The 12,564-nt window shown below is 51.4% G+C and carries 14 protein-coding genes; 11 read left to right on the top strand and 3 right to left on the bottom strand.

Annotated elements, in window-relative coordinates:
• The first annotated feature begins 834 nt into the window (after nt 1-834).
• Nucleotides 835-1,110 carry a DUF6737 family protein gene (locus HJG54_RS23235; protein WP_316431628.1) on the top strand — a complete coding sequence of 92 codons (276 nt, stop codon included), beginning with the start codon at nt 835-837 and terminating at the stop codon, nt 1,108-1,110.
• 278 nt (nt 1,111-1,388) lie between these two features.
• On the top strand, nt 1,389-2,429 hold the full coding sequence (gene thrC / locus HJG54_RS23230; RefSeq protein ID WP_316435661.1) for a threonine synthase: 1,041 nt from the start codon (nt 1,389-1,391) through the stop codon (nt 2,427-2,429).
• On the opposite strand, the gene HJG54_RS23225 is transcribed toward thrC, so the two are convergent.
• A complete protein-coding gene (locus HJG54_RS23225; protein ID WP_316431627.1) occupies nt 2,374-2,925 on the bottom strand; it encodes a hypothetical protein in 552 nt (183 codons plus the stop codon). The genes thrC and HJG54_RS23225 overlap by 56 nt on opposite strands.
• A gap of 34 nt (nt 2,926-2,959) precedes the next feature.
• Nucleotides 2,960-4,450: a site-2 protease family protein gene (locus HJG54_RS23220; RefSeq protein ID WP_316431626.1), complete on the bottom strand. Its 1,491-nt coding sequence runs from the start codon at nt 4,448-4,450 to the stop codon at nt 2,960-2,962.
• A 209-nt stretch (nt 4,451-4,659) separates the two neighbouring features.
• On the opposite strand from HJG54_RS23220, the gene HJG54_RS23215 reads away from it, so the two are divergent.
• The 5 genes from HJG54_RS23215 (at nt 4,660) to HJG54_RS23195 (ending at nt 9,238) form a co-directional block, all read left to right on the top strand.
• Complete coding sequence (locus HJG54_RS23215; RefSeq protein WP_316431625.1) at nt 4,660-5,445, top strand: MBL fold metallo-hydrolase; 786 nt, start codon at nt 4,660-4,662, stop codon at nt 5,443-5,445.
• A gap of 540 nt (nt 5,446-5,985) precedes the next feature.
• Nucleotides 5,986-6,264 (top strand): hypothetical protein, encoded by a 279-nt coding sequence (locus HJG54_RS23210; RefSeq protein ID WP_316431624.1) that lies wholly within the window; start codon nt 5,986-5,988, stop codon nt 6,262-6,264.
• Between the two features lie 71 nt (nt 6,265-6,335).
• A complete protein-coding gene (gene psbP / locus HJG54_RS23205; RefSeq protein ID WP_316431623.1) occupies nt 6,336-6,878 on the top strand; it encodes a photosystem II reaction center PsbP in 543 nt (180 codons plus the stop codon).
• A gap of 64 nt (nt 6,879-6,942) precedes the next feature.
• The gene (locus HJG54_RS23200) at nt 6,943-7,542 is read left to right on the top strand and encodes a Maf family protein (protein ID WP_316431622.1); all 600 of its coding nucleotides are present in this window, start codon (nt 6,943-6,945) and stop codon (nt 7,540-7,542) included.
• A 592-nt stretch (nt 7,543-8,134) separates the two neighbouring features.
• A complete protein-coding gene (locus HJG54_RS23195) occupies nt 8,135-9,238 on the top strand; it encodes a serine/threonine-protein kinase (protein ID WP_035998144.1) in 1,104 nt (367 codons plus the stop codon).
• A gap of 6 nt (nt 9,239-9,244) precedes the next feature.
• Here HJG54_RS23195 and fabG read toward each other — a convergent pair whose 3' ends face one another.
• A complete protein-coding gene (fabG, locus tag HJG54_RS23190; RefSeq protein ID WP_316431621.1) occupies nt 9,245-9,946 on the bottom strand; it encodes a 3-oxoacyl-ACP reductase FabG in 702 nt (233 codons plus the stop codon).
• Nucleotides 9,947-10,116: 170 nt separating this feature from the next.
• On the opposite strand from fabG, the gene HJG54_RS23185 reads away from it, so the two are divergent.
• The 4 genes from HJG54_RS23185 to HJG54_RS23170 all read left to right on the top strand — a co-directional run bounded on the left by HJG54_RS23185 (nt 10,117) and on the right by HJG54_RS23170 (nt 12,548).
• Complete coding sequence (locus HJG54_RS23185; protein WP_316431620.1) at nt 10,117-10,857, top strand: HAD family hydrolase; 741 nt, start codon at nt 10,117-10,119, stop codon at nt 10,855-10,857.
• Between the two features lie 74 nt (nt 10,858-10,931).
• A complete protein-coding gene (locus tag HJG54_RS23180) occupies nt 10,932-11,279 on the top strand; it encodes a DUF433 domain-containing protein (protein WP_316431619.1) in 348 nt (115 codons plus the stop codon).
• 278 nt (nt 11,280-11,557) lie between these two features.
• Nucleotides 11,558-12,163: a hypothetical protein gene (locus HJG54_RS23175; RefSeq protein WP_316431618.1), complete on the top strand. Its 606-nt coding sequence runs from the start codon at nt 11,558-11,560 to the stop codon at nt 12,161-12,163.
• Nucleotides 12,164-12,167: 4 nt separating this feature from the next.
• A complete protein-coding gene (locus HJG54_RS23170) occupies nt 12,168-12,548 on the top strand; it encodes a bleomycin resistance protein (RefSeq protein ID WP_316431617.1) in 381 nt (126 codons plus the stop codon).
• Nucleotides 12,549-12,564 lie beyond the last annotated feature (16 nt).

Here is a 12,564-nt window from a genome sequence, read left to right as displayed (position 1 = left end):
ATTTTTTTGTGATCGAGAATATCCTCAATCAAACTACATCAATTTTTGCCAACAAGCATTAAGATTCGCGCAGCGATCTCAGCAAAATTCGAGTCACCGTTTAAACTGCAATTATCAATACATATACCTGAGCACCAGGTAAGGGGGAATTATGAAACCCATGATTTGGCACCCTGAACCGAATGATCAAAAAGTGAATCAATATCTCGAACAGGTCAACCACGCACCCTACGAAATTATCTTTGCAACACTGCTAGGCTTGTTTTGCTTGTCTGTTTTCGTAATTTTAATTGGCATCTTTTAGGTTATATCTGCAATCATCTTTACGCAATTACCTGCTGATCGCCCGATCATCTATCGTTGGCTTCAAGGCTATTGGCTCTAAGCGCTGACAAAGCGAGTTTTTGAGACCTGCTTCTGGAGTTTTGATCGGGTGATTTACTGTGACAAAAATCCGGTTAGCAGAAGGGGGAGTAAGATAAGCGCCGTCACAATTAACACTAGGGTTCCGGCATCGAGTTTGAGAATCGGTTTAGGTTCCGGCATAAACAGCTATTTCTACACGATACAATGCCTTTAAAGGTATCACGGTTGCATCAGAAAACTCATACTGTGATCTGCCAGCTGCAAGCATCAGAAACCCGCCTGTGACCACCACCACTTGCAACTGGCACTTGCAACTCTGGCACTTGCAACTCTAGCAAGTTCTATGAAAGTGACTTTGCGATACCAGCCGCCAAGTTCTAGAGGCTGCGTTCCTCCAGAATCGTTTGATTCCCAGACACACATGGCTATGATGGATATGTTGTTTCGCAATCTGCGTCAATTGCGTCAATGAGCAGTGGCCTAGAGAGAACTAGCATTTGGCAATACAAACCCTGGTGGTGTCAGCCCTGGTCAATTTTGTTAACAGGTATGCTGATCATCAGCGGCAGTTGGTTTTGGCTGCATCGGGTTTGGCTGACTGGTTTGGTAGCAATGCCCGTTCTTGTCTGGATGGGATTCTTTCTGCTGATTTATCCCAAACTGATGAATCAAATGCTGGCAGATGCAGCAGAGCAAGTAATCCAGCAGCCCACTGAAGTAAAGCAAGCCGAGCAGTCAGAATAGAGGTAGTCGCGCCTCAATTACTTCAGGGCTAGGTGCACAGCACTCATCAAGATGACTGGTCAACATGGCTAGACTGGTCATACCTAGATTCGGCAGATTGCTGTGCTAAGAGTTGAGTCCTTTAAATAAACGGTTCGCGATAAACTGGGAGGATGTTTCAGAGGGTACTCTGAATTAGAGCAAAGGGATTGGAAACCGCTGTGACTGCTAGTCTTTCATCTGTTAATTGGCTTAATTCGGGCAACGCTAGTTATCGGTCCCCCAACGGCTGGCAGGGGCTGATTGAGACCTACCGCCGCTACCTGCCGGTCAGCGAGCAAACTCCGGTAATAACGCTGCTAGAGGGCAATACGCCTCTGATTCCGGTGCCGTCGATTGCGGCAGAAATTGGGCGTCAGGTGCAGGTGTGGGTCAAATATGATGGGCTGAACCCGACGGGCAGTTTTAAGGATCGCGGCATGACGATGGCGGTCTCAAAGGCCAAGGAAGCCGGGGCAGAGGTGGTGATTTGTGCCAGTACGGGCAACACCTCAGCCGCTGCGGCAGCCTATGCTCGACGAGCCGGAATGCGGGCCTATGTGCTGATTCCCGATGGGTATGTGGCCTTGGGTAAACTGGCGCAGGCGTTGCTGTATGGCGCAGAAGTGTTGGCGATTCAAGGAAATTTTGATCGGGCTTTAGAAATTGTCCGGGAGATGGCAGAGCACTACCCGGTCACATTGGTAAACTCGGTCAATCCCTACCGCTTAGAGGGGCAAAAAACCGCTGCATTTGAAATTGTGGACGTGTTGGGTACCGCTCCCGATTGGCTCTGCATCCCGGTGGGCAACGCTGGTAACATCACCGCCTACTGGATGGGCTTTTGTCAGTATCACCAAGAGGGATTGAGCGACCGCTTGCCCCGGATGATGGGCTTTCAGGCGGCAGGGGCGGCTCCTCTAATCAGTGGCCATCCCATCGAGCATCCCGAAACTCTGGCAACCGCGATTCGGATTGGCAATCCGGCCAGTTGGGATAAGGCGATTGCCGTGCAGGAAGCCAGCCAGGGGCAGTTCAATGCCGTTACCGACGAAGAGATTTTAGCTGCCTATCGGATGCTGGCTGCCCAGGAAGGGATCTTCTGTGAACCGGCCAGCGCGGCTTCAGTCGCAGGCTTGCTGAAGGTGAAAGACCAGGTGCCGACGGGGGCCAACGTGGTGTGTGTCTTGACCGGCAACGGTCTCAAAGACCCCGATACGGCAATCAAACACTGCCAAAACCAGTTTAAGACGGGAATTGCACCGGATCAGGTGGCTGTGGCTCGTGTAATGGGCCTATAGCCGCCGTCTGAGCAGGCTCATTTCCCCGGTGTAGCGGAATTACGGTGGCCGAGCGTTCCTGCTTGCGGGCACGGGCTTTTGCTAGCAGATCCATCGTGTCGCCAAGGGCGGTGGTCAAGTCTTGACGGGTTTGGGTGTGGGCTTGCCGTTCGGCTTCTAGCTCCTGCACCAGTCGGTCACAGTCGAGTAAAGCCTGCATCAAATGGGGTTTTAGCTCTTCTGGAGTCTGCCATTGCTCCACCTGCTGGTGCAAAATTGCTCCATAGTTGCTGGCGTCTGGTGTGGGCCGCTGTTGGGCCGCCAGTTCGACTTGCAGGGCTGCAATAGTATCCTGAGCTGCCTGTAGATCAGCCCGTCGTTGCTTAGCCTCAGTTTCGTACAAATTCCGCCAGTTGGCAGCACTGATGTAGGCTTGGTCGCGCTCCTGCTGCACTTCGGCTAACTTTTGCTGTAGGGCTTTAATTTCCGCCAGCCATTGCCGGATATCCTGAGTCATGGGTTTACTTCTACACCGCTATTGCTAGAGAAGTCTAGAACAAAATTTGCGTAACGGCATACGGCGCTGGCAAAATAATCATCACCAAAATAGCTAGTGCTAACAATCCCAAGAAGTCACGCTTGTTGTCCAACTCACTGACATCATTCAAGGCTGGTTCATCAACCACCGGCATAAAAAACAGCAGAATTGCCCATAGCAAAAACTCGCGCTGCACGAACGACAAGCCCAGCACCAGCAGCCGTGCAATTTGACCAATCGTGGCTCCCCGTCGCTGCCCAAACATGGCATGGACGATATGGCCACCATCCAACTGACCCACCGGCATCAGGTTGAGCGCCGTAATCACTAGCCCCAAACAGCCGGCAATCGCCACAGGATGAAGCTTTAGCGCACTGCCTGCCGTCAGGGCATCTCCCAAGGCCAGCTTACTCATCACGGCCAGCAGCAATGAGGCCGACGGCCGAAACGATTCAAAGTTCAAAATGCCCGACTCTTCGGTCAAGGGTGCTGGAGTGGAGTGGGCCAAGCCCCAGAGCAGAATCGGAATTGTCACCACAAAGCCAGCCAAGGGACCTGCCAGACCGACATCAAATAGCGCCTTGCGGTTCGGCACATGGGAGCGGAGTTGAATAAAGGCACCAAAGGTGCCAAACGGAAAAATCATCGCTGGCGGCACCGGAATAAAGTAGGGCAGCGTGGCCCGAATCCGATAGCGACGGGCAGCAAGGTAGTGCCCCAACTCGTGAATACCTAAAATTGCCATCAGGGAAAGGCCATAGGGCAAACCTGACCCAAGAATCGTCCAGTCAGGAGGCGTGGTTAATTCTGGATTGGCCATTAGCGCACCCGCCAGGGTTGTCGTCAGCAAGGTGGCCAGCAGCAAGCCCAAAGCAATCCCCGGACGAGTTAGCTGCGTATCACGAGTTGGAGTCTCAGCTGAACGAGCTTGCGGGTTGGGCACCAGTGCAAAAAACGGCTTACCGTTCAAGCCTTCCTGGAACACCACTAAAAACCGATCGGCAAAGTAAGCTTCTACATTTTCCCGTACCGTTTTGTAGGCGACATCCGGTGAGGCACGCAGTTGGCCCCGACAGATCAGCGCCTGTGGTTTGTGCTCAATGGCCTGCAAATAGTAAACGGTCCAGGGAAAGCAGTTCTGCAGCTCGGCTTCTTCTTCCTTGTTAATCGGACGCAACGTTGGACGCTTCTCTAGAGGACTCATCTGAAACTCTGGCTGCACGTCGGACTGAGGCGTCGAAGGTTTAGCAGAGGGTTGAGCCGGACGCCCCCACTGCACCAGCAGCAAATACAGCACCGAACTGATCATAAATGGCACAATCAGCAACAAGAGTGGAATTCGCTGATCGTCCTGATTGAAGATCACCCAGGCTGTCCAGACAAAAGCAGGCATCATCATCACCACCCACAGTAGCCAAACGGGCGTTTTGGTGACATTTGCCACGCTCCGTTGCACAATAAAGTAGGTCAGAAGTCCTAGCAAAACTAGCCAAAACAGAATCATGCTGCGATCTCAAATTCGGTCAGCCTAGGCTTACAATAAATCAGCTCAATTAATTAGCATTAATGATTAGCAATTAATCAGCCCGATCCATCAGCCATTGATTCCAGGATACCGCTTCCCATCAGTTCGCAGCATTTTTCTGGAAAGTTTTCAGTGAGCGATTGCTGATAAACCGCCCATAATCCGCTGAAATCATTGGCCATTGATGCATGAATCACCCCTTCTCTTTACCCTCTGAATTCGGGCCTGAATCAACACTGGGCAATCCTTCCAGTACCCAAGCCGAAAACCCAGAAACCAAACCGGATGCCCGCATCGAGCCACCGGCCACGGCAACAACCGGCAAACAACCCCGGACCGTTTTCCCGACTATTTTTGCCTTTCCTCCTAACCGTGACACCATGGGGGGCACAGCCTATCTGCTGCTCGAACCCACCGGCAATATTTTGATCGACTGTCCAGCCTGGGATGAGGTCAATCGTGAATTTATCGAAGCTCAAGGCGGAATGCGTTGGCTATTTCTCACCCATCGCGGCGGCATGGGCAAAGTAAAAGAAATTCAGCAGGCATTTCAGTGCCAAATTCTAGTGCAGGAGCAGGAAGCCTATCTGTTGCCCGGACTAGAGTTAACCGTCTTCCAGCACGCCTTTCAGCTCAGTCCCAACAGCGAGGCCATTTGGACCTGCGGCCATTCTCCCGGTTCTGCCTGTTTATACCACCGCCACTACGGTGGAATTTTGTTTACCGGACGGCATTTGCTGCCCAATGCGCAAGGTCAACCGGTGCCGTTGCGCATTGCTAAAACCTTCCACTGGCCCAGGCAAATTCAAAACGTAGAAAACCTGCGCCAGCGGTTCACAGCCGCAACCCTCAGCGCCATCTGTCCAGGAGCTAATACTGGCTTCCTGCGCGGTCAGCGGGCCATTAGCAATGCCTATGAGCAGCTAGCCCAGCTCGATCTGAATGCCTGTTTGCAGGCCAAGCCAGGTTTGTAGTTCCCCTTTGCAACTGCTAGCTGAACTGCTAGCTGAATTGTGCTAGCCAGATTGCATCCCTTACAACACCCGTTACAACTAATTGCACTTGATTGCGCTGGAATAAATTGAATTGACAGGGATGTTGAAAGAAAGCTAAAGAGGAAGTAGATCCGTCTTAAGGCACTTGTTGCGAGTTTTGGCTTCGGCTGTAATTGAGATTGCTTGAGCCTAATTGCTTAACATCCTTCAGCTCTCTAGCCGCTAGTTTTTGGATCTGCAATAGCTGCAATAGCTGAGCCTGTGGCTTTTCAGTGCAATTTTGTTTTGTTATAAATTTGCTTTGTCATAGAGCCGCTTTAGTTCCTGTCTGAAATTCCTATCTGACCAGGTCCAGACTGCAAAGTTCCCATAATCAAGACCAGCAAGCGTTGCTCATCGCTGATTGACTAAGTTCATTGACTTACAGGCTCAGGAGCTTTGGATTTAACTTTCATTAACCATTTCTTTAGCAAATCTTGCAATCGGTGCTAAATATCCTCCTCGCTCCTCCTAAACCCTATGGATGCTACCCCTAACCCGTTCAAAACGGCCAACTATCTGTTCAGAAAAGCGAGTCATGCGCAGTGGCATCGCACTCAAAGTAAACAGCACATTCTACGCTCCCAACTTGGATTTAAAGACCTAGCCCTCAGTCGTCCCAAAGCCTGTCAGAACTGTGCTAACTACCACGGTATTGCCTACGGCTACAGTCGCGAGAATCGGACCATGCTAGTCTGCGGCTTTCATCCTTACGGTTGGCTAGAAGATAGTCATTGCCCAGATTGGAGTGCGACTTAAAACAGGAAAAGAGCTATCCCACACTGTCCCGGAAAGCAGTAAAATCAACTGGGAACATTTTGGGAAGCGACATGCTGAAGCGAATTGCAATCGTACTGCTGGCCATTGTGGGTTTGAGTTTGCAGAGCTGTACTCCGGCATCGCTAAACCTCAAAAGCTATGTCAATACCTATCAGGGCTATGAGTTTCTCTACCCGAACGGATGGGTGGAAGTAAAGGTCAACAACGGTCCAGATGTGGTTCTCCATGACCTGATTGAGGAGCTAGAGAACGTCAGCGTGGTGATTAACCCCATCTCTGATAACAAAACCCTCACCGAACTAGGCACCCCAACCGAAGTGGGCTATCGCCTGTCTAAAAATGCCATTGCACCCCCGGATTCGGGCCGGCAAGCCGAATTGATCAGCGCTGAGAGCCGTCAAGTTGGCGATGAGCTGTATTACTTGCTGGAGTACGCCATTAAACTGCCCAGCCAACAGTTGCGCCATACCTTGGCTAGCGTAGTGGTGCGACGCGGCAAGCTATTTACCTTCAACCTCTCAACCAGCGAGCAGCGTTGGGAAAAAGCTCAGGACCTATTTCGCAAAGTGGTCAACTCTTTTTCGGTTTATTAGTTCGAGTCTATTAGTTCAAATCTATTAGTTCAGGTTTATTTGCTGAAACAGCTAGCAGTTTCTTATGGGCATTCCTTCCTTTGTCCTAGCCTCTGCGTCTCCGGCGCGGCTGCGTTTGCTGCGCGAAGCGGGCATCGAACCGATCGTGCATCCCAGTCACTTCGACGAGGCTCAAGTGCAGCTGGCCTCTCCACAGGACTTAGTCCAGACCTTGGCAGACGGAAAAGCAACAGCAGTGGCGGCTGAATTCAATGGCGCACTAATTTTGGGCTGCGACTCAGTACTGGCCTTTCAAGGCGAAATTTATGGCAAACCGGCCAACCCCAGAGAAGCAATCGAACGATGGCAACAGATGCGAGGACAGACGGGCCAACTCTTTACTGGCCATGTTTTGATTGACCAGGTCCAGCAACGCAAGCTAGTACAATGCCAAGTGACTGAGGTGGAGTTTGCGCTGGTAAGCGAGCGCCAGATCGAAGCCTATGTGGCAAGTGGTGAACCGTTACAGTGCGCGGGCGGCTTTGCCTTAGAGGGTCGGGGAGGGTTGTTCATCGAAAAAATTAACGGCTGTCATAGTAACGTGATTGGTCTGAGCTTACCGTTGCTGCGGCAAATGCTGGCTGAACTGAGCTACGATGTGACAGATTTTTGGTTACGCCCTTAACAAAGCGATTGTTTAGAAACGGTAAAAATTAAAATCCTGCAGTAGAAATTTTAATCCCAGGTTTCATGGCTGGAAAACCGCCGTCAAATTAGCAATAGTCAGTTTGGCACGGACATTTTTGTGGGGGCGCGGAGCGCCCCCACAAAAATGTCCGTGCCCTAACTTATGTGACTAAAGCTATACCAGGAGAACCCCAGCTCTTGTTGATTTTTACGCTATGACTTCAACCACTCCCGAAGCCGGCAATTCCACGGTGAAAGCAAGAAACAACGCTACAGCTGTCGGTGGATTTTATCCGTACTAGGACCTATGCATAGGTTTAGTGCAGACTTCACTGTGTCTTTATGAAGTCACCAGAAGTACTGATGCTATATTGCCAGTTAAGACAGGACAATTTAGATACAGGTTTGTATGCTGGAAGCGGGTGCAAAGTCGCTGACCTCAATTCAAGTAACTGTTCAAGTAACTGTCTCTCCCACTGTAATTGCCTTAGGATCCTCTGTAATCGGTAACTGGACCCAACAACTGTAATCCAATCGTTAGCATCTACTAGGCAAAGATCTTTTGACCTAATTTCTACTCTGAGTCGCCAATGGATTCATCCATTCCCAAGTTAGATAAGCTGCGTGCCAACCCTCAATATCAGACCCAACTGGCCCAAATTTGCGGCACTGACCAGCTCTTCCGCAACCGCTACCAAATTCTGCGAACCTTAGGACGGGGCGGGTTTGGTGTCACCTATCTTGCTAAGGACGCATCACTGCCCAACTCACCAGTTTGTGTGATCAAGCTTTTATGTCCCAAGGTGAGTAATCCGGTCGTGCTGCAACGGGCCTGCCAACGGTTTGAGCGAGAAGCGAAGATCCTCAGCCAATTGGGAAGCCACGCCCAAATTCCACGTCTGCTCGATTATTTTCAGGTGGATGGTGAATTTTACCTCGTGCAAGAGTATATCCGTGGCCGCACGCTCGCCAAAGAGATCAAGAGCAAGGGCACCCTTTCGGAGCTAGAAGTGAAACAGTTCCTGCGCGAGATCCTGCCGGTACTGAGCTACATCCACGAGCATCAGGTGATCCACCGCGATATTAAACCCCCCAACATCATTCGCTGTCAAGATGATGGCCGCTTGGTGCTGATCGATTTTGGGGCTGTGAAAGAGCAGTTTGTGCAGGTAAGCCAGAGCACCCAGCGGGGCACCACGACCCACTTTGTTGGAACTTTAGGCTTTGCACCACCCGAACAACTCGCTCTGCGAGCTACCTACTCCAGCGACATCTTTGCCTTGGGTGTTACCTGTTTGTACATGCTGACGGGCAAACCGCCGATGGAATTCAGCTACGATTCGGCTACTGGCGAAGTCAACTGGCAAGACTATGTTACGGTCAGCGAGCATTTCGGCAAAATTCTCGACAAGATGTTGAAGGTATCGGTCCGCGATCGCTACCAATCGGCCGATGAGATTCTGCGCATCCTCAACCTAGAGCCATATTTGGGCAAACTCTCCGACTGTTTGCATATTCAACCGCGCCTCTCAGAATTACCCGACGAAGCTGCGCTATTGGCTCGTAACGGCTATCTGCCGCCGATTGTGCGGGCCGCTATTGCCATTCGTCGCTGGCGGGCACGCATGATGCTCCGCGATCGCAAGCGCAAAGTAGAGCAAGAGGGAGAATTGCTGATCAACGAGGTGAACTAAAGTCCACTAGCTGCTGCCATAGACCGGAACCGCCGCTCCTCGCAGATCTTTGGCAGCCTCCGATGCCAGAAAGCAAATCACCTGCCCCAAGGATTCCGGCTTCACCCACCGGCCGGCGTTTTCGCTGCCCATCGCGGCTCGGTTAGCGGGTGTATCAATAATGCTCGGCAGGACCACATTGGCTGTGATATTGGTGCCTTTGGTTTCATCGGCAATGGCTTGAGTCAACGCCACGACGCCCGCTTTCGAAGCACAATAGGCCGCCAACTGGCCTCCCGGCTGCACCGCTCCCCGCGACCCCACAGTGACAATCCGTCCGTAGTTCTGCTCCAGCATCCGCCGCAGGCTGTGTTTGCAGGCCAGAAACGCCGTGTTCAAATTCAAATCAAAATCCCGTTTCCATTGCTCATAGGCATATTCGTGGGTTTTGCCCATCGAGAATCCTCCAACTAGATGGATCAGGGCATCCACCCGTTCCATGCCGTTTACCAACTGTTCCACTGCCGTCTCATCCGCCAAGTTCGCCTCCACAAAGCGGACTCTGGCCCGATCCGCCGGCGATAAAATCCCCTTCAGTCGCTCCACCTCCTGGGCCTTCACATAGGGAATCGTCACCAAAGCTGCCCCCTGCGCTAAAACCAGCGGCGTCACCCCCAAGCCCAAACCACCCGTACCACCCGTCACCAAAACCTGCTTTCCGTTCATCATAATTAGCTTTCACCCAACTCCTACAATTTCTCCACAAATCCTACAATTTCTCCACAAAGGCGATAATGATCAGGAATAAACACCAGGATTAGTTTAGCCCGCCACCCTAACCTGCCATATCCACTCTCACCCCCCACTCCCCACTCCCCACCCCCCACTCCCCACTCCCCATGTCCTACCTCGCCCTCGCCACCGACTACGACGGTACCCTTGCTACCGAAGGTCGAGTTGAACCAGAAACCCTAGTGGCCCTAGAACGTTGGCGAGCCACCGGACGGCATCTGATTCTGGTCACGGGACGGATGTTGGATGATCTGCTGACGATTTTGCCCCAGTACGCGCCGCTGGAGTTGTTTGACTGGCTGGTGGCTGAAAACGGAGCTGTGCTCTATGATCCAGGCCAAGCTGAGGTGAAGTTGCTGACCACACCGCCACCGCCAGAGTTTGTGCAGCAGTTGCGTACCCGAATTGGTACCGGCTCCCGGATCTTTGGAGCAGCCCCCTCTGGAGAATTCGGCCAACAGATCCAGACCGGACAGCTTGATCCCTTTGCCCAGGGACGAATTATCGTAGCAACCTGGCAGCCCTACGAACAGGAAGCCGAACAGTTGATCCAGGAAATGGGCCTACCGCTACAAATCATCCTCAACAAACGAGCGGTAATGATTTTACCCCAGGGTGTGGACAAAGCCTTTGGCTTAAAAGCTGTACTGCCGGAATTAAACCTGGCCCCGGCCCAAGTAGTCGGCGTTGGCGATGCAGAAAACGACTGCCACTTTTTAGAAGTATGCGGTTTTGCAGCAGCGGTTGCCAATGCGCTGCCTCTAGTGAAAGCCCAAGCCAACTGGATCGCCTCACAGGCTCGCGGAGCAGGAGTGGTTGAGCTGATTGAGCATCTGCTTCAGAACTGAGCCAAAATAATGCAATAGCATGAGCGTAGCATCGATTGCCAGCATTCCTGTAAAACTCCCACAACCCGACTGCAATGACCAGAACCCTGCCCAGAACCACCACGTCCCGCTACGTCACCCGCGATCCAGAGATTTTGCAAGGGGAACCGATTATCGTCGGGACTCGCGTGGCTGTGCGCGATCTTGTGGAGGCGTGGAAGGCTGGAACTCTGCCAGAGCAAATCTATCGAAAAATTTCATTTGTCACAACGGCTCAGGTGTTTGATGCCCTCAGTTTCTATCTCGATAACCAGACCGAAATTGACGAATATCGTGACTTTTACCGCCAGCATCCGCTGTTAGACGAAATAGACGAGTACGTTAAAGAGTTTCGCCGTGAAGTGAATGCAGAATTGGATTCGCTGGATTCTAAGCCATCGTGATTCGCTACATTCTCGATTCGCTACATTCTCGACACCGATCATGTTTCGCTGCGGCGGCGCTTGCATCCTCGCGTCAGTCATGAAGTTGACCTTGCAGGATTGGTCGCTCTAACGCTGGTGAAGTAAAGGCAGAAGCTTCCGTGCTCTTACGGGTAATGGTCTATGAGCTAACCCAAAGTTTACGATTACTAGTTTATCTGCGAACTAGAGCTGGATATAATGATTCTCAACTTGCGGCAACGCCAGTGATGGAGTCGTTAACGTTGAGGAGACGCTACATGCGTTTGGGCAAAGTAGTCAAGTCAAACTCTCATTGTGATTATGTGGTTCAGGTCGATGATCAGATGGATGTGATCCATCCCCCTCAGGCAGATGACTATGGCTTTGGTTGTTTTGTGAAATTGGAAAAGCCGAGCGACCGTCATTGGGCGGTGGGGGTGATCTACAATTCTCAGTTGTTTAACCCAATGTTTCTCAGCAACGGGCCGCGCCTATCCAGTGAGCCGGATCCCGTGTTTGCGCCTGATTTGATTCTAGAAACCCGCACGTTGCTTGGGGTAGTCTTAATTGGGGCGATGATTGGCAAGGGCAAATCAGCTCATGGCACGCACGGAATTCCACGAGTGGTAGTCCCAGTTGATACGCCGGCGTTTTTGATGAGCCGGGACGAAATTTACCAATTCCACCTGAACGAAACCGGACAGCCTCAGTTTTGTTACTACAGTCATTTGCTGCGGTTTGGCGGTAGCTTTGCGGCTCAGCTCACCCAGCAAGTGCTGAAGGAATTGGCCGATAGCCAGTTGTTCTCCGGTTCAGAGCAACGAGCACTAGAAATTCTCTGCAAAGAACTCTCCTGGAAAAACACCATGAGCGTGATGCGGTAGGAATATGTCACGTAGGAATATGTTGCAAAATTGTGCCATTCCGATTCTGCCTTCTCAGAACTTATCAGAAACGATTGCGTTCTATCGCAAATTGGGATTCGCATATGTCTCTGGATCACCAGAAACGTATGCGATTCTATGTCGCGATACCATTGAGCTGCATTTCTCCCTGTTTCCTGAAATTGTTCCTGGTGAATCCTACGCGGCATGTTATTTACGAGTTACAAATGTAGATGAGCTGTTTCAGGAGTTTATGCTGCAATCTTTACCTGCTAAAGGCATTCCTCGTATTGGTCATCTAGACGATAAGCCGTGGGGAATGCGAGAGTTTTATGTTGTTGATCCGGACGGGAATTTGCTCAAAATCGGTCAGCGCTTGAACTGATGCCTTTGCTCTCAGT

This window comes from Leptolyngbya sp. NK1-12, assembly GCF_032598965.1.
In the GTDB taxonomy this organism is placed as follows: domain Bacteria; phylum Cyanobacteriota; class Cyanobacteriia; order Elainellales; family Elainellaceae; genus Elainella.
The sequence above is the reverse complement of the archived record's forward strand: the minus strand, read 5'-3'. Positions and strand labels throughout refer to the sequence as shown.

Bases quoted from the DNA above. Each gene is read 5' to 3' on its own strand.
- HJG54_RS23235 (WP_316431628.1), top strand. From the start codon at position 835: ATGAGCAGTGGCCTAGAGAGAACTAGCATTTGGCAATACAAACCCTGG.
- HJG54_RS23225 (WP_316431627.1), bottom strand. From the start codon at position 2,925: ATGACTCAGGATATCCGGCAATGGCTGGCGGAAATTAAAGCCCTACAG.
- HJG54_RS23220 (WP_316431626.1), bottom strand. From the start codon at position 4,450: ATGATTCTGTTTTGGCTAGTTTTGCTAGGACTTCTGACCTACTTTATT.
- HJG54_RS23215 (WP_316431625.1), top strand. From the start codon at position 4,660: ATGAATCACCCCTTCTCTTTACCCTCTGAATTCGGGCCTGAATCAACA.
- HJG54_RS23210 (WP_316431624.1), top strand. From the start codon at position 5,986: ATGGATGCTACCCCTAACCCGTTCAAAACGGCCAACTATCTGTTCAGA.
- psbP (WP_316431623.1), top strand. From the start codon at position 6,336: ATGCTGAAGCGAATTGCAATCGTACTGCTGGCCATTGTGGGTTTGAGT.
- HJG54_RS23200 (WP_316431622.1), top strand. From the start codon at position 6,943: ATGGGCATTCCTTCCTTTGTCCTAGCCTCTGCGTCTCCGGCGCGGCTG.
- HJG54_RS23195 (WP_035998144.1), top strand. From the start codon at position 8,135: ATGGATTCATCCATTCCCAAGTTAGATAAGCTGCGTGCCAACCCTCAA.
- fabG (WP_316431621.1), bottom strand. From the start codon at position 9,946: ATGATGAACGGAAAGCAGGTTTTGGTGACGGGTGGTACGGGTGGTTTG.
- HJG54_RS23185 (WP_316431620.1), top strand. From the start codon at position 10,117: ATGTCCTACCTCGCCCTCGCCACCGACTACGACGGTACCCTTGCTACC.
- HJG54_RS23180 (WP_316431619.1), top strand. From the start codon at position 10,932: ATGACCAGAACCCTGCCCAGAACCACCACGTCCCGCTACGTCACCCGC.
- HJG54_RS23175 (WP_316431618.1), top strand. From the start codon at position 11,558: ATGCGTTTGGGCAAAGTAGTCAAGTCAAACTCTCATTGTGATTATGTG.
- HJG54_RS23170 (WP_316431617.1), top strand. From the start codon at position 12,168: ATGTCACGTAGGAATATGTTGCAAAATTGTGCCATTCCGATTCTGCCT.